The sequence below is a fragment of the Bacillus sp. TL12 genome, from assembly GCF_022625245.1.
Taxonomy (GTDB): Bacteria; Bacillota; Bacilli; order Bacillales; family Bacillaceae_G; genus Bacillus_A.
The window spans coordinates 37,701-56,079 of record NZ_JAJJBY010000030.1 but is presented as its reverse complement, the minus strand read 5'-3'; the positions used below and the strand labels follow the sequence as shown (position 1 = coordinate 56,079).

Genomic DNA, 18,379 nt, shown 5'->3' with positions numbered 1-18,379 from the left:
ACATAAAGGCTCGGTAGCTCAGTCGGTAGAGCAGAGGACTGAAAATCCTCGTGTCGGCGGTTCGATTCCGTCCCGAGCCATCTTTTTTTTTTTGAAAAGCCGGCTTAGCTCAATTGGTAGAGCAACTGACTTGTAATCAGTAGGTTGGGGGTTCAAGTCCTCTAGCCGGCACCACTTAGGGGCATAGTTTAAAGGTAGAACAGAGGTCTCCAAAACCTCCGGTGTGGGTTCGATTCCTACTGCCCCTGTAAGAAATATGGGCCTATAGCTCAGCTGGTTAGAGCGCACGCCTGATAAGCGTGAGGTCGATGGTTCGAGTCCATTTAGGCCCACCATATTCCGCAGTAGCTCAGTGGTAGAGCTATCGGCTGTTAACCGATAGGTCGTAGGTTCGAGTCCTACCTGCGGAGCCATGGCCCGTTGGTCAAGTGGTTAAGACACCGCCCTTTCACGGCGGTAACACGGGTTCGAATCCCGTACGGGTCATAAAAAAGAGTCAGCAATTAGCTGGCTCTTTTTTCTTGTGAAAATATAATGTGAAAGCTTTTTCTTTTTGTATATACGATAACATTAATTTGAAATTCCCTTTATTTATTTCATAATAAATAAAGGGAATTTGGAAAAACTATAGTATGTATAAAAAGGAGGGAATAAAGCTACATGACAACAGTTAGAGAATTTATGAGTACCGATATTGTACAGTGTACACCGTTAGATAATGTATATGAAGCTGCTGTGAAAATGAAAGAAGAGGACATTGGAATGATTCCAGTTGTAGAGAACGATCAAGTTGTTGGTCTTGTCACTGATCGTGACTTAGTTGTTCGTGGAATTGCTGAGAAACATCCTGGGTCTAATAAAATTACAAATGTCATGACTACAGGAATTGTGTCTGTTTCTCCTGATGACCCTATTGAAAAGGCTACAGAGTTAATGGCGCATCATCGAATTAGGAGACTGCCTGTAGTTGAGAATGGCCAGCTTGTTGGGCTGTTAGCGTTAGGGGATTTAGCAATAGCAGAGAAAGCTGATGATCAAGCAGGATTTGCTTTAAGCGAAATTTCCGAGCATACAGAATAAAGGAGTATATGCAGATTATTTTTCGTTTAGAGAATAGGTAAGGGTGGATACGTTTTATTAATAATGCAAATAAAGCTATATTGTGATTAAAACGTATCCAAAATCTTACGCATGGATATAAAGATTCTCCATTAAGTGTATCTGGAGAATGACATATGTTAAGTTCATTTGAAATTTTATTTAACAATTTCCATTACTAATTTTTGTTATGTTAAAAAATGATATAATAAATATAAGTTTTATAAGAGATTTTGAATATAATAATATTATGATTATCTACTAGGCTATCAAAGATTTCATATATAAATAGAAACGGAGGGGAAATAATATGAGGGAGGTACAGAGTAATCCAAATTGGAATTTGGTTACAGAGGCCTATGTGGAACCAACTAATTTTGCAGATTTATTTTCTTTACTTGTACCAAATCATCCAAAAGGCGAAGGCAAAGAACGGACAATTTTAGCCTGGAAAGAAAAAGAATTTTATAAACAAGAAAACTTGGCTCCGTTTATTTTATATGGAATAAATAAAGTGAAGGATTTGCCACAGTTTCATAAAGATGAAATACCAACTTTAGTTCGTATTGTTCATTTGTGCCAAAAAATTGGTTGGTATAAGGAAGCTTATACATTTATGGTGAAGCATAAATTAGATGAATTTGTACATACATCCATGGAATATGAAACTTGGGACATTTTAACCCAAGTTGTGGCTTGGAACTACTTAATTGTAAAATATCGCATTGGAGAATTGGAAAATAGAGATGCAATGATATGGGAAAGAATTAAATTAAATGAAGAATGTATTCAAAAATGTGAAAAGCTATTATCACATAAGGAAGTAATGGAACTTACATTCTTTTATATTTGTAAACAGGCAAAACGATTGTCTAAAGAAGAATTAGATCAAGAGATGATGAATTTAGCAATATACTGTAATACATACGTTTATGACTTATACATATATGACTTATTAAAAAAATATCGGAAGTGTACGGATTTTTTAACATATTATGGACCAAGTCGCTCTGTTGTTGCATGTCAAAGAGCTGTAATTGCTCAAATTTCTGACCGTCTTAATCCTCTAAAAACTACTCATGTGGATGATTATCTGTATGTAATGAAGGAAATGATGGAGCATATGTCGTTTGAATTTATGAATCGATATGAGCACTTCATTGGAAAACTATTATCATATGTACCATTTTTTGAAATGATTCAAGTTCCGCAACATGCATATTATTGTGAAGAGTTGATGCATGTTTGTAAAGGAATTGAACATAAGGAAGAAATGTTACGGAATTATATATTTATACAATTACACGATTGTTTACCGTCATTTATTAAGCAATTTCTAAAGAATAAGCGTTATGCAACAATTCATGATATTTTATTTTACTGGTGCGATGATGCACAACGAATGGGCTTAGAAAAGAAGTATAATTTAAGTTTTATTTATGAGCGATATGCGTGTGGATAAAGAGAAGCTGTTCAATATAATGCATATATGAAAAAGGGATCTCACTTCAAACGTGAGATCCCTTTTTTAGTCATAAATGTAGAAGGTTGTTCTAAGCTTCTTGCTGATTTTTACGGTGTTCAGGAATGTAAATATATTGGGAAATAATGATTAGTACTCCTATAAAAAATACAGGGAATATAGCAGCCATATGAAAACCACTATAAATGATATTTGTTATTAAGCTGCTCATAATAATAAATGCAGTATATATATGAGAAATTCGTTTCTTCAGTCGGATTTTGAATGCTTCCATCAAAGATTCAATAGCAACAAATGAGATGACGATACCCAAAAAGACAAGGTTCGTATTGTAAATGACTAAGCAACAGATTAAACCGAGAAAAGCTATATACTCAATTATTAATGGTATATTACGTGACATATAATATTACCGAACCAAATAAGGCAGTGGATTTACTGCGTTTGTTTTTTCAAAATGATGATGCTGCCTAAATGAATGATCTGTATTTCCCATATGTTCTAATAATTGTCCAATCAGAACTTGATCACCAACTTGTACTGAACGGTCTTTCGTATGAGCGTGAACGGTTGTATATAGCTTAGTAGATTTAGTAAATGAAGTATTTGCTTTTTTTAAGGAATTAGTATTATTCCTTGTGTTCATTTCGTTATTAAAATATAATGTTTTTGAATTGAGTTTTATATATTGAGTGTTTTTGGTAGGCAATTGTTGAGTTGCTACAGTACGTGTATCTACTTGATTTATGGATGGAAGTAGAGATGTGACTGCGACAGTAGTTGCCGTTAAAGCTGTAGCTTTCTGTTCCATCTAATATTAGCCCCCCATAGATGTATTAATATATTTTTTATTATAGTATAAAGATATAATACTTTGTGCATTGTTCACATAACTGTAATATGAAATAAGAAAAAATAACTGTTTTTTAATGGAATCGAAATATATTACAAGAATAACAGATAAATGATTATTAGAATATGGATAAATAGATAATCGATATTTTCTGAATAGATATATAAATATGAATTAAAAAACGAAAGAAAAGCTTTCTTTTTAGGGGGAGAGAATCCGCCCATGCATAGAAGCGGTCAGAGCCTTTTTTGCCCCATGCCGAGTTAAAACAGAAAGAGAAAATGAGAGCAGATCTTCTTTTGTTTTTATAGCATCAACGTATATGTTGAAAAATTATTTTGTAACTGCCATAGGCCGATGGGGATTCATGCCTATATAAATATTTATTTTTCATATTTTATATAAGTGGAAAGTAGAACCTTGATGGAAAGATTAGATCCGCTAATCATAAATGAGATTGTAATAAATGAAAACAGTTGCTGATGACCAATGACAGTGTTATACTGACTATGGTAATTTCATATTGTGCTAGGAGAGCTGGTGTTGCCAGCTGAGAGTAAGACCGGGAGTCTTAGATCCTTTTCATTACCTGATCTAGATTATGCTAGCGTAGGGAAGCAATTCGGACTAAAGTAGTAAGTCCCGTTTCTTTTGCGCAGAGAAACGGGGCTTTTTTATTTGATAATTGAATAGTAGAAACCACTAGGGGTGCTTTATGTGCTGAGAGAGGAATAATCCTTAACCCTTACTGACCTGATCTAGATTATGCTAGCGTAGGGAAGTGGAACAATGAATAAATGTATTCTTATTTGCTGAACCACTTCTTATATAGAAGTGGTTTTTTATTTTAATAAATAGATATAAAGGAAGGGGAAATATAAATGAAATTTTGTGAGAGGTTATTTGAAACTGTGCAGCCTGTTTGGGAGAAAAGTCATAACCATCCATTTGTAACTGGAATGGGGGATGGTACGTTAGAAAAAGACAAATTCCAATATTACATCGTACAAGATTATTTATATTTGCTAGACTATGCAAAACTATATGCAATTGGAGTTGTAAAGGCAACAAATCCACATGTGATGGGTAAATTTGCGGAACAAATAGATGGCATTTTAAATGGAGAAATGACGATTCATAAACAGTATGCAAAGCGCCTTGGTATTTCTGTACAAGAGATAGAAGAGGCAAAACCATCTGCTAAAAATTTAGCGTATACAAACTATATGATGTCAGTATCTCAAAATGGTACGCTTGCAGAGTTAATTGCGGCTCTTCTTCCATGTATGTGGAGCTATTGGGAAATTGGAAAGCGTTTAAATGATATTCCAGGAGCAAGGGATCATGAGTTCTTTGGGGAGTGGATTCAAGGCTATAGCTCAGAAGAATACGGAGATCTTTGTATTTGGTTAATAGATTTATTAAATGAACTAGCGATTGGAAAATCTGAACAAGAGTTAGCTAAATTAGAAGAGATTTTCTTATATTCCAGCCGATTTGAGTATTTATTCTGGGATATGGCGTATCGTAAGGAGATGTGGGGTTTTGAGGAGCAAGAGCATACTACAATTTCATAATGTTTCCTTTCATTATGATGAAAAGCCAATCATAAACGACCTAGATGCTTTCGTGCAAGAAAAAGAGTTTGTGAGCATCATTGGACCGAGTGGCTGTGGCAAAAGTACATTGTTTCGTTTAATTACAGGATTAGAAGAACCTACGGCTGGAAATATTCAACTGACAGAAACAACGAGTCATCCTGTAGGGTATATGCCACAAAAAGATATGCTTCTGCCGTGGAGAACGATTATTGAAAATGCGGCATTGCCGTTAGAGTGCCAGGGAATAAAGAAAAAAGAAGCGCATTTGAAGGCGAAAGAGCTTTTAGAACAATTTGGTTTACAAGGATATGAACGGAAATATCCGAAAGATTTGTCGGGCGGTATGCGGCAACGAGTATCTTTTATTCGGACGCTATTAACAGGCGGGGACATTTTATTGTTAGATGAACCGTTTAGCGCATTAGATGCCTTAACGAAAGCAACTTTGCAAGAATGGTTGTTTGAACAATGGAAACAGTGGCAAAAAACAATTTTATTTATTACACACGATGTGGAGGAAGCGCTTTTTCTTTCCAATCGGATTTTTGTTGTGACAGAGCAGCCTATTACAACTTTGACGGAACGTATTGTACCACTTGGACCAGATCGCTCAAGGAAAGACTTGCATAAACCTGAAATATTAGCTTTAAAAGATGAATTACTTAGTATGCTGCAAAGGCAGGTGCTTGTATGAAACGTGTGATCGAGTTATTGCCTGCACTGATTTTAAGTAGCATACTGCTCATAGCTTGGGAAGTGGGAGCTAGAATTGTGGATGAGATGTACATCTTACCATCTCCTACTGCAATTCTAGCTAAAATGTGGGCGCTGCGAGATATATTATTTACTGTGCATTTACCGGCAACGTTATACGTTGTGTTAATAGGCGTTGTGATTTCACTTGTGCTCGGTGTGGGACTCGCGATGTTGATGAATGCTAGTACATGGATGGAAAGAGCATTTTATCCATTGTTAGTTGCATCGCAAACAATTCCAATTACAGCGCTAGCACCATTATTTGTTTTATGGTTTGAATATTCTATTTGGAGCAAAGTAGTTGTGACTGTTTTGATTACATTTTTCCCAATTGCCGTAAATACGTATGATGGGCTACGCAGTACGAAAAAGGAATGGGAAGAGCTTTTAGTTACATATGGTGCAACGAAAAAAGATATTTTTCTAAAATTAAAGTTGCCCTCTGCACTTCCATACTTTTTCTCTGCTTTAAAAATCGCTGTTCCGCTTAGTGTAATTGGGGCAGCAATTGGTGAGTGGCTTGGGGCACAAGCTGGTTTAGGCTACTTTAGTAAACGAATGATGACGCAGTTAGACGGAGCAGGCGTATTTGCACCGATTGTATTGTTATCATTACTAGCTATTTTCTTTGTATTACTTGTTTCTATATTAGAAAAGAAATTTATTAGTTGGAGGAAGCATTCATGAAATTATTAAAGCGCATCTTTGTGTTTACATTATTAGTTGCAATGATTGCAGGGTGTTCTAGCAATTCAGTGTCAGACAAGAAAAAGGCCGAGAAAGAAGTAACAGTTATGCTCGATTGGTATCCAAACGCAGTTCATAGTTTTATCTATGCAGCGATTGAAAAGGGCTACTTTAAAGAAGAAGGAGTAAAGGTGAATATTAAATTCCCTTCTAATCCAACCGATCCATTAACATTAGCGGCAGCCGGAAAAGTAACAGTTGGTCTATACTACCAGCCAGATGTTGTCATCGCAAGAGCCAATGAACAAATTCCAGTGAAATCAATTGGAGCTGTAGTCCGCTCACCACTAAATCATGTTGTATCGTTAAAATCAGCAGGTATTCAGTCTCCAAAAGATTTGGAAGGGAAAACAGTCGGTTATTCAGGAACACCTTTAAGTGAGGCGTATTTAAAAACGATGGTAAAAGAAGCTGGTGGTAATCCTGATACTGTAAAAGTAGTAGATGTTGGATTTGATTTAGTACCAGCGTTAATTACGAAAAAAGTAGATGCTGTTACAGGTGCTTACATTAACCATGAAGTTCCTGTTATGCGCCATCAAGGCCATGAACCAGCATACTTTAACCCAGCTGACTACGGTGTGCCAAATTATCATGAACTTGTTTTTGTCACAGGTGATAAAACATTGAAGAAAGATAAAGAATCATTACAAGCATTTTTACGTGGTGCGAAAAAGGGATACGACTTCATGAAGAAAAATCCAGATGAGGCACTAAATATTTTATTAGATCATCAAGAAAAAGAAAACTTCCCGCTCGTCCCAGAAGTTGAAAAAGAAAGTATGAAAATTTTATTAGAGAAAATGGAAACGAAAGATGAGCCATTTTTATCGGATTCAAAAGAGTCATGGGAAAAACAAAATAAATGGTTGAAAGAAAAAGGCATGACAAAAGAAAGTGTTCCTGCCGATGAATTATTCGAAAACATTTTAAAGTAGGCGAATGAATATGAAAAATGAGCTCCATGTGATCTCAAATGGTCAGATGACATTCGAAGAGTTAACGAATGTAGCGATGCAAATTGAGGGTGAGATTGACTATTTGCATATTCGTGAGCGTGAGAAAAATACGAAAGAGTTGTATGAAGGTGTGGAAAGCCTTTTAAAAAGAGGCTTTCCAGCATCTAAGCTTGTGATGAACGATCGGATTGATATTGCGATTCTATTAAATATCCCTCGCGTACAATTGGGATATCGAAGTGCAGATGTTAGATTTGTGAAAGAAAAGTTTTCTTATTTGCATGTCGGGTATTCTGTGCATTCTTTGGAAGAAGCAATAGTAGCTTTCAAAAATGGTGCAGATTCCCTTGTTTATGGTCATGTATTTTTAACGAATTGTAAGAAGGGTGTTCCAGCAAGAGGGTTAGAAGAAATTTCAGATATGGCAAGGCGATTAACGGTACCGATTACAGCGATTGGTGGGATAACGCCTCAAAATGCAGCAGAGGTTCTTCGGTCTGGTGTAAGTGGTATTGCAGTTATGTCTGGAATTGTCAGTGATCGTACTCCATACGAGAAAGCAAGATTGTATAAGGAAACAATAAGAAAGTGGGCGGAAAACCATGAGTAAGATATATGATGTAGCCATTATTGGCGGTGGTGTAATTGGTAGTTCAGTTGCACATTTTCTAGCGGAAAGAGGATACCAAGCGGCGATTGTTGAGAAACAAAGGATTGCGTCTGAAGCTTCTAAAGCAGCGGCAGGTTTACTTGGTGTACAGGCGGAGTGGGATGCGTATGATCCACTATTTGAACTTGCTAGGAAAAGCCGTGAAATATTTCCACAACTTGCAGAAACGTTACGTGAAAAAACAGGTGTTGATATTGGGTATGAAGAGAAAGGTATCTATCGTATTGCTCAAACGGAAGATGAGAAGAGAAGAATACTAGATATTATGAAGTGGCAACAAGAAACAGGTGAAGAATCATATTTTATGACTGGAGATGAGCTTCGTGAAAAAGAGCCATTTCTCTCTTCATCCATTATGGGGGCTGTATATTATCCGAAAGATGGTCATGTCATCGCGCCGGAACTTACGAAAGCATTTGCGCATTCTGCAGCCGTTTCTGGAGCTGATATATATGAACAAACAGAAGTATTTGATATCAAAATAGAGAACAACCGAGTAGTAGGGATTATTACGAATGAAGGTATGATTCTATGTGAAAAGGTAGTAATTGCCGGTGGTTCATGGAGCACAAAACTCCTTCATCATTTTGATAAAGAGTGGGGTACATATCCTGTGAAAGGAGAAGTGGTGGCTGTGAAGAGCAATAAACCATTACTGAAATCTCCTATTTTCCAAGAACGTTTTTATATTGCACCAAAACGTGGTGGACGCTATGTAATTGGAGCAACAATGAAGCCTCATACCTTTAATAAATCTGTACAACCAGAAAGTATCACTTCAATACTAGAGCGTGCTTACACAATCTTACCAGCTTTGAAAGAAGCAGAATGGGAAAGTGCGTGGGCGGGGTTACGCCCGCAATCTAATCATGAAGTCCCTTATATGGGAGCACATGAAGAAATAAAAGGATTATATGCTTGTACAGGTCATTACCGAAACGGTATTTTATTAAGTCCTGTTTCTGGTCAATATATGGCAGATGTAATAGAAGGAAAGCAAGGGAATGATTTACTAGATTCATTGCTTTCAAAGTCAGTTTAGCTAAATGCAAATAAAAAACCAACTTTTTAGGTAGGAGAGAGTATCCAGCCATGCATAGAAGCGGTCAGGTCCTTTTCCTGCCCCATGCCAAATGAAAACAAAGAGAGAAGACGAGAGCAGATTACCTTTTGTTCTTCAAAGCTGTGACTTATACGCTTGAAAAACAAAATGGATTTATAGAAAGGGGATGGAAGCTTGAACTTAAAAATTAATGGTAAGCAAGTAGAGGTGCTGGGAAGTGTTAAGACAGTAGCAGAATTGCTTACGCATTTAGGATTAGATACAAAGATTGTTGTAGTAGAACGCAATGCAGATATTTTAACAAAAGAAGACCATCAGGATACATCTGTTTTTGATGGAGACCAAATTGAGATTGTAACTTTCGTAGGAGGCGGTTGATTATGTTAAACATTGGACCATTTACATTCAATTCTAGACTTTTATTAGGAACAGGGAAATTCTCAGACTATGATGTACAAAGAAAAGCAATTGAAGTATCAGAAGCAGAAATTTTAACATTTGCAGTACGCCGTATGGATATATTTGATGCACAGCAACCGAATTTACTAGAAAAAATTGATGTAAAAAAATATACATTACTTCCAAATACAGCGGGAGCGAAAAATGCTGAAGAAGCAGTTCGTATTGCAAAATTAGCAAAAGCTTCAGGACTTTGTGACATGGTAAAAGTAGAGGTAATCGGGGATGATAGAACGTTATTACCAGATCCAGTGGAGACTTTAAAAGCATCTGAAATGCTTTTAGAAGAAGGGTTTATTGTTCTTCCTTATACATCAGATGATGTTGTATTAGCTCGTAAACTACAAGAACTTGGTGTTCATGCTATTATGCCTGGTGCATCACCAATTGGTTCAGGCCTAGGTATTGTGAACCCATTAAACTTAGGCTTTATTATTGAGCAAGCAAAAGTACCAGTTATTGTTGATGCTGGTGTTGGTAGCCCGGCTGATGCTGCGTTTGCGATGGAATTGGGCGCAGATGGCGTGTTATTAAATACAGCTGTATCTGGTGCGAAAGACCCTATTAAAATGGCGGAAGCAATGAAACTAGGTATTCATGCAGGACGTCTAGGATTTGAAGCAGGGCGTATTGCACGTAAGCGCTGCGCGACGGCAAGTAGTCCTTTAGAAGGAATGAGTGTAGTTGAATAATCGATATTCTCGCCAAGAGCTATTTTCTCCAATTGGAGAAAAAGGGCAACAAAAGATAGGAGAAAAGCATGTACTAATTATCGGTGCTGGAGCGCTTGGTAGTGCGAATGCAGAGATGCTTGTGAGAGCTGGCGTTGGCCGTGTAACAATTGTCGATCGTGATTATATTGATTGGAGTAATTTACAGCGTCAGCAGTTATATTGTGAGGAGGATGTGAAAAATAATCTTCCAAAGGCTGTAGCAGCGCAAAGACGCTTGCAAGCAATTAATAGCAACGTAACTGTAGAAGCCTTTGTTCAAGATGTAACAGCCGAAGAATTAGAAGAACTTGTTACGACTGTCGATGTAATGATTGATGCGACTGATAATTTTGAAACACGTTTTATCGTTAATGATATATCACAAAAGTATTCTATTCCGTGGATTTACGGGGCGTGTGTAGGAAGCTACGGCCTTTCTTATACGATTTTACCAGGAAAGACTCCGTGTCTCTCTTGTTTATTACAATCCATCCCGCTTGGCGGAGCGACATGTGATACAGCAGGGATCATTTCACCTGCTGTATCTCTCGTTGTTTCTCATCAAGTTACAGAAACGCTTAAGATTTTAGTAGAGGATTACGAAGCACTTAGGGATGGGCTTGTATCGTTTGATGTATGGAAAAATGAATATTCATGTATGAATGTGCAAAAACTTCGAAAACATAATTGTCCTTCATGTGGTGAGAAAGCGGTGTACCCATATTTAAATAAGGATAATACGTCAAAAACTGCAGTTTTATGCGGAAGAAATACAGTTCAAATTAGACCTCCGCATAAGGAACGATTAGATTTTGAACGATATAAAGAACTGCTGCGCGATCGTGTAGCAGATTTAATGGTGAATCCATATTTACTATCGTTTTCAGTTGAAGATAAGAGATTGGTTGCATTTCAAGATGGCCGGGTTCTTGTACATGGAACAAAAGATATAGTAGAAGCAAAAACAATTTATCATCGTTATTTTGGATGAAAAAGGATGAGTGAAATGAAAGTGAATAAAGCTTTAACAATTGCTGGATCTGATAGCGGCGGCGGTGCAGGTATTCAAGCAGATTTAAAAACATTTCAAGAGCTGGGTGTATACGGAATGACAGCTATTACAGCTATTACGGCTCAAAATACACTCGGTGTGCAAGGGGTATATCCAGTTGCTCTCGAAGGCATTCAGGAACAATTAAATTCTATTGGTACAGATTTAACCCCAGATGCTGTGAAGCTTGGTATGCTATTTAGTAGCGAAATTATTAAAGTTGTTGCAGATAATATTAAAAAATTTGGTTGGAATAATATTGTACTAGATCCTGTTATGATTGCAAAAGGTGGTGCTTCGTTATTACAGCAAGAAGCTGTGCAAGCATTGAAGGAATATTTATTACCAATTGCAACAGTAGTGACTCCGAATGTACCAGAAGCTGAAGTATTAACTGGAATGGAGATTCACAATATCCAAGATAGTAAAGAAGCTGCAAAAGAATTGCATAGATTAGGAGCTAAATATGTTCTTATGAAAGGTGGACATGCAGCGTATCAAGGAAATGAAGTAATTGATCTCCTATTTGATGGTGAACAATTTATCGAGTATAGAAGTGAACGAATTGATTCAAAACAAACGCATGGTAGTGGCTGCACATTTGCATCCGCTGTAACGGCAGGACTTGCAAAAGGCTATCCAATTGAAGAGGCAGTAGGGGAAGCTAAACAATTTATTAGTATAGCAATTGAAGAGCAATTAAATATTGGAAGTGGTCATGGACCAACGAATCATTTTGCATATAAAGTAAAACTTTAATGGGTGGGGAGTTTTGTCCCCCACTGATTATTAGCCCTCACCAATCGGGGGGGAAGCCAAGGAATTCATGCATAAATATTCAGAATTTGATGAAGAAGCCAGTTTTTATAATTGGCTTTTTTATTATTTACTTTTTCCATATTTAGGAGTATTATATCAGCCAGAATCTGTTTTTTGTAACGCTGAGTTCAATTCATTTGGAGCGGAGGAACCAAATTGTGCGTGGTCACTAGGGGTGAATCTTTCATGATGAAAGTAGGGCTACTCTCAAAGTCCGAATCCGACAGCTAACTTCGTAAGCGTCTTGGGAGAGGATGGTGCATGGATGGATACATCACTTCATCGATCTGATTAGTATAGGAGAATATCAATCTATATTTGAATTCTTTTATACTAAGGAGGATGATATACATGGGTGAGGAAAAAGAATTAACACTCATTTGTGTGGGAGAAGAGGAAAAAGTAAACAGTTTACGAGAATTAGTGCCTTTTCAACAAGATATGATTATTTTTACAGTAAATGAACATGTAGCAGATGAAGTACGAGCATGTGGCTTTGAATCAACGTATTACTGCAATAAGGAACTGAATATAACAAGTATTTGTAACGGAATAAAAAAAGTAATCTTGCTAGGAGATGAACTTCCGACGGTTAGTTTCTTTACGGAGCGCATTCGCTTTTCTTTTCAAGCGCCTATTACAGTTGTTACAAGGAATAAACGATATCCAGTAAGGCTCTATGAAACAATTGGAGCTAAATTTGTAGTGTTTACGAATTGTGATAATATTTATTTTTTATTTTTTGAATAGGGCGGGGAGTGAAGATGAAGGTGTTATTACTTGGAGATATAGCAAATCGTTGGGCGGTATCAGTAGAGCGAGTTCAAGAGTTAGCCATGCAAGATCCTATTTTTCCAGATCCATATATAGTCTTGCCATCGAAAGATAATTTGTATTTAGAAGTGGATATTATTGAATATGAGAAACTGCATGCGGAGCTGTCACAAATTTATATTCGAGGGAGAAATTTACGTTCATTTTTACAAAGAGAATAAATTTTGAATGGGAAACAGAGCGAATGTTAAGTGCAATAAACTAGGCACTTATATGAATGCGCTCTTTTTCTTTCATATTTAAAAGGCTATTTTCTTGTAAAAGAAAGAAAAGACAAGAAAACAGATGATAAAATACTAATATCAAAAAATGTAAGCGTTTAAATAGTTGAATATTTTCTTATTTTAGGTAATTTTCCTCTTTACAAGTGAAATGGAGAGGAGTATATTTACATTCATAAATCATTCATAAAATTTCCAAAAACAACCTGATATCGCTGAGTCCAATTATTTGGAGCGGGGGAACCAATTTTGTGCATTGTCACTTGGGGTGAATCTTTCATTACGAAAGTAGGGCTACTCTTTAGGCCCGAATCCGACAGCTAACCTCGTAAGCGTTTGGAGAGGAGGTTTACTTTTGTGTTGTTCATTTTTGAACACTGAGTAGAGCCTCAGTGTTCTTTTTTTGATGGATTAATGGTAAAAATTAACATTTTGAAATGAGGGATTGGAATGCTAGATGTAGTGATGATTGGAATCTTTGTTGTATTAGTAGCATCGATGATAGGGCTTGCGAGCTGGTCAGATAAAGTTGTGAAAGAAGGGAAGCAATCATGATGATTGCCTTATCAGTTATTGTCGCAGCGATTACTGTGTATTTAGTTTATGCGTTATTAAATCCGGAGAAGTTTTAATTAGGGGGAATCATACATTATGATTTGGGTTGCAGTTGTCATTACAATGTTATTGTTTATTCTTGTGGCAAAGCCAACGGGTATTTATTTAGAGAAAGCTTTTCAAGGGAGTAGAAGACTAGATAAAATATTCGGGCCTTTTGAAAAGCTGATTTTCAAAATCACGGGTGTTAAGTCTTACAATCAAACGTGGAAACAGTACGCGTTATCATTAGTTGCACTCAATGGTTTTATGATTGTTGTCGTATATTTCATTTTTCGCTTACAAGGTGTATTGCCGTTAAACCCGGCGCATATTGAAGGGATGGAACCAACGCTCGCTTTTAATACGGCGATCAGCTTTATGGCAGATACAAACTTACAGCATTATAGCGGTGAAAATGGATTATCTTATTTATCACAATTAATTGGGATTACATTTTTAATGTTTACTGCGCCGGCAACAACATTAGCACTTGTAATGGCTTTTATAAGAGGATTAGCAGGTAAGGAACTTGGAAATTTTTTCGTAGATTTTACACGAGCTTTAACAAGGGTCTTCCTTCCAATTGCATTTGTGGCAGCGTTAATTTTTGTGGCACTTGGTGTACCGCAAACTTTAGATGGGGCGGTTACAGCCAACACAATTGAAGGTGTGAAACAAAGTATTTTACGCGGTCCTGTAGCTTCATTCGTTTCCATTAAGGAACTAGGCAATAATGGTGGTGGATTCTTCGGAGCAAACTCCACACATCCATTTGAAAACCCAGGACAAATCAGTAACATTTTACAAATGATGCTCATGATGCTATTGCCGACAGCTTTACCGTTTACGTACGGAAGAATGGTCGGAAATAAAAAACAAGGACGTATCCTTTTCGTTTCCTTGTTTATGGTGTTTTTAATTGGATTTGGAACCATTGTTTCATCAGAATTACAAGGAAATCCAGCATTAAATCAAATGGGTATGGAACATGTACAAGGAAGTACAGAAGGAAAAGAAGTACGATTTGGAACGATCTTTTCTTCACTATATGCGACAGTAACGACAGCAGCCGAAACGGGTGCAGTTAATACGATGCATGATACATTAACACCAATTGGCGGATTGGTACCACTTGTAAACATGATGCTAAATACGGTGTTTGGCGGCGTTGGGGCAGGTTTCGTGAATATTATTATGTACGCAATTATTGCAGTCTTTATATCTGGATTAATGGTTGGACGGACACCAGAATTTCTAGGTAAGAAAATTGAAGGGAAAGAAATGAAGTTAATTGCGGTAACGATATTATTTCATCCATTGCTGATCTTAGGGTTTTCGGCACTAGCTCTTTCAACTCATTTAGGAACAGATGCTATTTCTCATTCAGGTTTTCATGGTTTAACGCAAGTTGTATATGAATACACGTCTTCGGCTGCTAACAATGGATCTGGATTTGAAGGTTTAGCAGATAATACACCGTTTTGGAATATCACAACTGGTTTAGTTATGTTTTTAGGACGTTATTTCAGCTTAATTACAATGTTAGCTGTTGCGGCTTCATTGAAAGAGAAGACGGTAGTACCAGAAACAGTAGGAACATTCCGCACAGATAATAGTTTATTTGGGGGCATTTTCATTGGGACAATTGTAATCGTTGGTGCATTAACGTTCTTCCCGATGTTAGTGCTAGGGCCAATTGCAGAATTTCTTACATTGAAGTAATGGAGGGTAAATGATGAGACCTGTAGTGGTAAAGGAAAAACAAGCGAATCAATCACAAGTACATGTTGTAGAAGATGAAGTGAGACAAGCGAAAACGATGGACCGTGATATTGTTACACATGCGATGAAACAGTCAGTTGCGAAACTGAATCCAAAAATAATGGTGAAAAATCCAATTATGTTCGTAGTGGAAATTGGATTTATAATCACTTTGATTTTATCGTTTCTTCCGAATAGTTCTAGTAGTATACCAGGTTGGTTCAATATAACAGTTTCTTTTATTCTATTATTTACAGTTTTATTTGCTAATTTTGCAGAGGCACTGGCTGAAGGGCGCGGGAAAGCGCAGGCTGATTCTTTAAAACAATCGAAGAAAGATGTATTTGCAAACGTCGTAAAAGAAAATGGGAAAATCGTTCAAGTATCAGCGACTGAATTGAGAAAAGGTGACGTTGTTATTGTAAAACAAGGAGAAATGATCCCAAGTGATGGCGAGGTTATTAAAGGTTTGGCATCGGTGGATGAGTCAGCAATAACAGGTGAATCTGCCCCTGTTATTAAAGAAGCCGGTGGTGATTTTTGTTCAGTAACAGGTGGTACAATGGTTGTTAGTGATGAGATTACCATTTCAATTACAAGTAATCCAGGTGAGTCATTTATAGATAAAATGATCTCTTTAGTAGAAGGGGCTGCTCGTCAAAAAACACCGAATGAAATAGCTCTGAACACAGTATTAACAAGTTTAACTCTTATTTTCTTAATTGTAGTTGTAACACTACCGATTTTCACGAATTATTTAGGATTTAAGATTGATACTGCTGTACTTGTTGCGCTTCTTGTTTGTTTAATTCCAACGACAATTGGAGGATTATTATCCGCGATTGGGATTGCTGGAATGGACCGTGTGACGAAATTTAATGTATTGGCAATGTCAGGGAAAGCTGTAGAAGCTGCGGGCGATATTAATACAATTATTTTAGATAAAACAGGTACCATTACGTTTGGGAATCGGATGGCACATACATTGCTTCCTGTAGGAAACGAAACAATTGAGCAATTAGCGAAATGGGCTGCATTAGGATCAGTTTTAGATGAAACACCAGAAGGTCGTTCTGTAATTGAATATGTAAAATCAAAAGCTTTATCATATAACAGGGAGCTTGCTGAGCAAGGTGAGTTTGTTCCGTTTAAAGCAGAAACAAGAATGAGTGGTGTAGACTTACTTGATGGTACAAAAGTAAGAAAAGGTGCAGTTGGTGCTGTTATGGAGTGGGTACAAGCACAAGGTGGTACAATTCCAAAAGATTTGAATCAAAAAGCAGATTTAATTTCAAAAGAGGGTGGAACACCACTTGTAGTTGCAGTGGATAATCGTATTTATGGATTAATCTATTTAAAAGATACTGTCAAACCAGGTATGCGCGAACGTTTTGAACAACTTCGCCAAATGGGAATCAAAACGGTGATGTGTACAGGTGATAATCCATTAACAGCAGCAACAATTGCAAAAGAAGCAGGTGTAGATGAGTTTGTTGCGGAATGTAAGCCAGAAGATAAAATTGCAGTTATTAAAGCAGAACAAGATAAAGGAAAACTTGTAGCAATGACAGGTGATGGTACGAATGATGCACCGGCACTGGCACAAGCTGATGTAGGATTAGCGATGAATAGCGGAACCACAGCTGCGAAAGAAGCGGCTAATATGATTGACCTAGATTCCAATCCAACAAAAATTATTGAGGTTGTAGGGATTGGGAAACAGCTGTTAATGACGCGCGGTGCGCTAACAACATTCAGTATCGCAAATGATATAGCAAAATACTTTGCGATTATCCCAGCGATGTTTACATTAGCCATTCCACAAATGGAAGCACTGAACATAATGAAATTAACTTCGCCACTTTCAGCTATTTTATCAGCATTAATATTTAATGCGATTATTATCCCTTTACTCATCCCATTAGCGATGAAGGGGATTGCGTATAAGCCAATGAGTTCCAATGCTTTACTCGGTCGTAACTTATTGATTTATGGGCTTGGAGGAGTCATTGTTCCGTTCATTGGGATTAAAGTAATTGATATGATTGTGGGATTGTTTATATAAGGAAGAGGGGAAAAGAAGATGGCTAACAAACAAAGTATACTTTCACCGGTCATTCGCGTTACCTTTACATTTCTTGTTCTATGCGGGCTTTTATATCCACTACTTGTAACTGGAATTGCACAAGCGGTAATGAAGGACAATGCAGATGGAAGTCTTATATATAATGAAAAGAATGAAGTGATTGGTTCGAAACTAATCGGTCAAAACTTTAAAGATCCGCGTTATTTTCATGGACGCGTCTCTAGTATAGAATATAAAGCAGAAGCATCGGGATCGAATAATTATGCACCTTCTAATCCTGATTTAGTAAAACGTGTAGAAGAGAGCGTGGCGAATTGGAAAGAGAAAAACCCGACTGTTCCTGTTATGGAAGTACCAATGGATTTAGTGACGAATTCAGGTTCAGGACTCGATCCTGATATTAGTCCAAAGGCGGCTTATGTACAGGTTGATCGTATCTCAAAATTAACGAATATTCCGAAAGAGAAAATAAATCAACTGATTAAGTCTCAAACAGAAGGAGCTGCATTAGGTTTATTTGGAGAGGATCGCGTGAACGTTTTGAAATTAAATTTAGAATTACAAAAAATAATGAAATAGTACTGTTGCTACCTCAATCCAATCGATTG

The 18,379-nt window shown here is 37.0% G+C and carries 20 protein-coding genes, 6 tRNA genes, 1 pseudogene and 4 riboswitches; of the genes and pseudogenes, 25 read left to right on the top strand and 2 right to left on the bottom strand.

Features of this window, described 5'->3' with window-relative positions; translation table 11 throughout:
• Positions 1–7: 7 nt before the first annotated feature.
• The 8 genes from LOK41_RS21680 (at position 8) to LOK41_RS21645 (ending at position 2,560) form a co-directional block, all read left to right on the top strand.
• Positions 8–80: transfer RNA gene (locus tag LOK41_RS21680), tRNA-Phe, on the top strand.
• A gap of 18 nt (positions 81–98) precedes the next feature.
• A tRNA-Thr gene (locus tag LOK41_RS21675) sits at positions 99–174 on the top strand.
• A 3-nt stretch (positions 175–177) separates the two neighbouring features.
• Positions 178–248 (top strand) — tRNA-Trp (locus tag LOK41_RS21670).
• A gap of 10 nt (positions 249–258) precedes the next feature.
• A tRNA-Ile gene (locus tag LOK41_RS21665) sits at positions 259–335 on the top strand.
• Between the two features lie 3 nt (positions 336–338).
• Positions 339–413 (top strand) — tRNA-Asn (locus LOK41_RS21660).
• Between the two features lies 1 nt (position 414).
• A tRNA-Glu gene (locus LOK41_RS21655) sits at positions 415–486 on the top strand.
• Between the two features lie 174 nt (positions 487–660).
• Positions 661–1,080, top strand: a complete 420-nt coding sequence (locus tag LOK41_RS21650; RefSeq protein ID WP_241818237.1) for a CBS domain-containing protein — start codon at positions 661–663, stop codon at positions 1,078–1,080.
• A 328-nt stretch (positions 1,081–1,408) separates the two neighbouring features.
• On the top strand, positions 1,409–2,560 hold the full coding sequence (locus LOK41_RS21645; protein ID WP_241818236.1) for a DUF3965 domain-containing protein: 1,152 nt from the start codon (positions 1,409–1,411) through the stop codon (positions 2,558–2,560).
• 91 nt (positions 2,561–2,651) lie between these two features.
• Here the strand turns inward: LOK41_RS21645 and LOK41_RS21640 are convergent, their stop codons facing one another.
• Together LOK41_RS21640 and LOK41_RS21635 are read right to left on the bottom strand one after the other, a co-directional pair.
• Positions 2,652–2,984 (bottom strand): hypothetical protein, encoded by a 333-nt coding sequence (locus LOK41_RS21640; RefSeq protein ID WP_241818235.1) that lies wholly within the window; start codon positions 2,982–2,984, stop codon positions 2,652–2,654.
• Positions 2,985–2,990: 6 nt separating this feature from the next.
• Positions 2,991–3,164, bottom strand: a pseudogene (locus tag LOK41_RS21635) (M23 family metallopeptidase); the annotation flags it as partial.
• 790 nt (positions 3,165–3,954) lie between these two features.
• A riboswitch (TPP riboswitch) is annotated at positions 3,955–4,067 on the top strand.
• A gap of 61 nt (positions 4,068–4,128) precedes the next feature.
• Positions 4,129–4,231, top strand: a riboswitch (TPP riboswitch).
• An 84-nt stretch (positions 4,232–4,315) separates the two neighbouring features.
• Between LOK41_RS21635 and tenA the strand changes: the two are divergent.
• The 17 genes from tenA to kdpC all read left to right on the top strand — a co-directional run bounded on the left by tenA (position 4,316) and on the right by kdpC (position 18,350).
• Complete coding sequence (gene tenA / locus LOK41_RS21630; protein WP_241818234.1) at positions 4,316–5,011, top strand: thiaminase II; 696 nt, start codon at positions 4,316–4,318, stop codon at positions 5,009–5,011.
• Positions 4,980–5,729, top strand: a complete 750-nt coding sequence (locus LOK41_RS21625) for an ABC transporter ATP-binding protein (protein WP_241818233.1) — start codon at positions 4,980–4,982, stop codon at positions 5,727–5,729. The genes tenA and LOK41_RS21625 overlap by 32 nt, the downstream gene beginning before the upstream one ends.
• Positions 5,726–6,478: an ABC transporter permease gene (locus tag LOK41_RS21620; RefSeq protein ID WP_241818232.1), complete on the top strand. Its 753-nt coding sequence runs from the start codon at positions 5,726–5,728 to the stop codon at positions 6,476–6,478. Before LOK41_RS21625 ends, LOK41_RS21620 begins: the two co-directional genes overlap by 4 nt.
• Positions 6,475–7,476 carry an ABC transporter substrate-binding protein gene (locus LOK41_RS21615; RefSeq protein ID WP_241818231.1) on the top strand — a complete coding sequence of 334 codons (1,002 nt, stop codon included), beginning with the start codon at positions 6,475–6,477 and terminating at the stop codon, positions 7,474–7,476. Before LOK41_RS21620 ends, LOK41_RS21615 begins: the two co-directional genes overlap by 4 nt.
• Positions 7,477–7,486: 10 nt before the next feature.
• Positions 7,487–8,107 (top strand): thiazole tautomerase TenI, encoded by a 621-nt coding sequence (tenI, locus tag LOK41_RS21610; RefSeq protein ID WP_241818230.1) that lies wholly within the window; start codon positions 7,487–7,489, stop codon positions 8,105–8,107.
• Positions 8,100–9,209: a glycine oxidase ThiO gene (gene thiO, locus LOK41_RS21605; protein ID WP_241818229.1), complete on the top strand. Its 1,110-nt coding sequence runs from the start codon at positions 8,100–8,102 to the stop codon at positions 9,207–9,209. The genes tenI and thiO overlap by 8 nt, the downstream gene beginning before the upstream one ends.
• A gap of 195 nt (positions 9,210–9,404) precedes the next feature.
• Positions 9,405–9,608: a sulfur carrier protein ThiS gene (gene thiS, locus LOK41_RS21600; protein WP_241818228.1), complete on the top strand. Its 204-nt coding sequence runs from the start codon at positions 9,405–9,407 to the stop codon at positions 9,606–9,608.
• A gap of 2 nt (positions 9,609–9,610) precedes the next feature.
• Positions 9,611–10,381 (top strand): thiazole synthase, encoded by a 771-nt coding sequence (locus LOK41_RS21595; RefSeq protein WP_241818227.1) that lies wholly within the window; start codon positions 9,611–9,613, stop codon positions 10,379–10,381.
• The gene (locus LOK41_RS21590; protein WP_241818226.1) at positions 10,374–11,393 is read left to right on the top strand and encodes a thiazole biosynthesis adenylyltransferase ThiF; all 1,020 of its coding nucleotides are present in this window, start codon (positions 10,374–10,376) and stop codon (positions 11,391–11,393) included. Before LOK41_RS21595 ends, LOK41_RS21590 begins: the two co-directional genes overlap by 8 nt.
• A gap of 6 nt (positions 11,394–11,399) precedes the next feature.
• Complete coding sequence (gene thiD, locus LOK41_RS21585; RefSeq protein ID WP_241818225.1) at positions 11,400–12,212, top strand: bifunctional hydroxymethylpyrimidine kinase/phosphomethylpyrimidine kinase; 813 nt, start codon at positions 11,400–11,402, stop codon at positions 12,210–12,212.
• 170 nt (positions 12,213–12,382) lie between these two features.
• Positions 12,383–12,530, top strand: a riboswitch (cyclic di-AMP (ydaO/yuaA leader).
• A gap of 93 nt (positions 12,531–12,623) precedes the next feature.
• Positions 12,624–13,022 (top strand): hypothetical protein, encoded by a 399-nt coding sequence (locus LOK41_RS21580; RefSeq protein ID WP_241818224.1) that lies wholly within the window; start codon positions 12,624–12,626, stop codon positions 13,020–13,022.
• A 14-nt stretch (positions 13,023–13,036) separates the two neighbouring features.
• Positions 13,037–13,267 carry a hypothetical protein gene (locus LOK41_RS21575; protein ID WP_241818223.1) on the top strand — a complete coding sequence of 77 codons (231 nt, stop codon included), beginning with the start codon at positions 13,037–13,039 and terminating at the stop codon, positions 13,265–13,267.
• Positions 13,268–13,530: 263 nt separating this feature from the next.
• A riboswitch (cyclic di-AMP (ydaO/yuaA leader) is annotated at positions 13,531–13,676 on the top strand.
• A gap of 101 nt (positions 13,677–13,777) precedes the next feature.
• On the top strand, positions 13,778–13,882 hold the full coding sequence (locus tag LOK41_RS21570; protein WP_026592831.1) for a hypothetical protein: 105 nt from the start codon (positions 13,778–13,780) through the stop codon (positions 13,880–13,882).
• Entirely contained in the window at positions 13,879–13,959 is an 81-nt protein-coding gene (kdpF, locus tag LOK41_RS21565; protein ID WP_000972378.1) for a K(+)-transporting ATPase subunit F, read from the top strand. Before LOK41_RS21570 ends, kdpF begins: the two co-directional genes overlap by 4 nt.
• A 19-nt stretch (positions 13,960–13,978) precedes the next feature.
• Entirely contained in the window at positions 13,979–15,646 is a 1,668-nt protein-coding gene (kdpA, locus tag LOK41_RS21560) for a potassium-transporting ATPase subunit KdpA (protein WP_241818222.1), read from the top strand.
• 13 nt (positions 15,647–15,659) lie between these two features.
• Positions 15,660–17,750 (top strand): potassium-transporting ATPase subunit KdpB, encoded by a 2,091-nt coding sequence (gene kdpB, locus LOK41_RS21555; protein WP_241818221.1) that lies wholly within the window; start codon positions 15,660–15,662, stop codon positions 17,748–17,750.
• An 18-nt stretch (positions 17,751–17,768) separates the two neighbouring features.
• The gene (kdpC, locus tag LOK41_RS21550; RefSeq protein WP_241818220.1) at positions 17,769–18,350 is read left to right on the top strand and encodes a K(+)-transporting ATPase subunit C; all 582 of its coding nucleotides are present in this window, start codon (positions 17,769–17,771) and stop codon (positions 18,348–18,350) included.
• Positions 18,351–18,379 lie beyond the last annotated feature (29 nt).

Excerpts from the sequence above, each read along its gene's own strand:
- LOK41_RS21650 (WP_241818237.1), top strand. The coding sequence starts at position 661 with ATGACAACAGTTAGAGAATTTATGAGTACCGATATTGTACAGTGTACA.
- LOK41_RS21645 (WP_241818236.1), top strand. The coding sequence starts at position 1,409 with ATGAGGGAGGTACAGAGTAATCCAAATTGGAATTTGGTTACAGAGGCC.
- LOK41_RS21640 (WP_241818235.1), bottom strand. The coding sequence starts at position 2,984 with ATGTCACGTAATATACCATTAATAATTGAGTATATAGCTTTTCTCGGT.
- tenA (WP_241818234.1), top strand. The coding sequence starts at position 4,316 with ATGAAATTTTGTGAGAGGTTATTTGAAACTGTGCAGCCTGTTTGGGAG.
- LOK41_RS21620 (WP_241818232.1), top strand. The coding sequence starts at position 5,726 with ATGAAACGTGTGATCGAGTTATTGCCTGCACTGATTTTAAGTAGCATA.
- LOK41_RS21615 (WP_241818231.1), top strand. The coding sequence starts at position 6,475 with ATGAAATTATTAAAGCGCATCTTTGTGTTTACATTATTAGTTGCAATG.
- tenI (WP_241818230.1), top strand. The coding sequence starts at position 7,487 with ATGAAAAATGAGCTCCATGTGATCTCAAATGGTCAGATGACATTCGAA.
- thiO (WP_241818229.1), top strand. The coding sequence starts at position 8,100 with ATGAGTAAGATATATGATGTAGCCATTATTGGCGGTGGTGTAATTGGT.
- LOK41_RS21595 (WP_241818227.1), top strand. The coding sequence starts at position 9,611 with ATGTTAAACATTGGACCATTTACATTCAATTCTAGACTTTTATTAGGA.
- thiD (WP_241818225.1), top strand. The coding sequence starts at position 11,400 with ATGAGTGAAATGAAAGTGAATAAAGCTTTAACAATTGCTGGATCTGAT.
- LOK41_RS21580 (WP_241818224.1), top strand. The coding sequence starts at position 12,624 with ATGGGTGAGGAAAAAGAATTAACACTCATTTGTGTGGGAGAAGAGGAA.
- LOK41_RS21575 (WP_241818223.1), top strand. The coding sequence starts at position 13,037 with ATGAAGGTGTTATTACTTGGAGATATAGCAAATCGTTGGGCGGTATCA.
- LOK41_RS21570 (WP_026592831.1), top strand. The coding sequence starts at position 13,778 with ATGCTAGATGTAGTGATGATTGGAATCTTTGTTGTATTAGTAGCATCG.
- kdpF (WP_000972378.1), top strand. The coding sequence starts at position 13,879 with ATGATGATTGCCTTATCAGTTATTGTCGCAGCGATTACTGTGTATTTA.
- kdpA (WP_241818222.1), top strand. The coding sequence starts at position 13,979 with ATGATTTGGGTTGCAGTTGTCATTACAATGTTATTGTTTATTCTTGTG.
- kdpB (WP_241818221.1), top strand. The coding sequence starts at position 15,660 with ATGAGACCTGTAGTGGTAAAGGAAAAACAAGCGAATCAATCACAAGTA.
- kdpC (WP_241818220.1), top strand. The coding sequence starts at position 17,769 with ATGGCTAACAAACAAAGTATACTTTCACCGGTCATTCGCGTTACCTTT.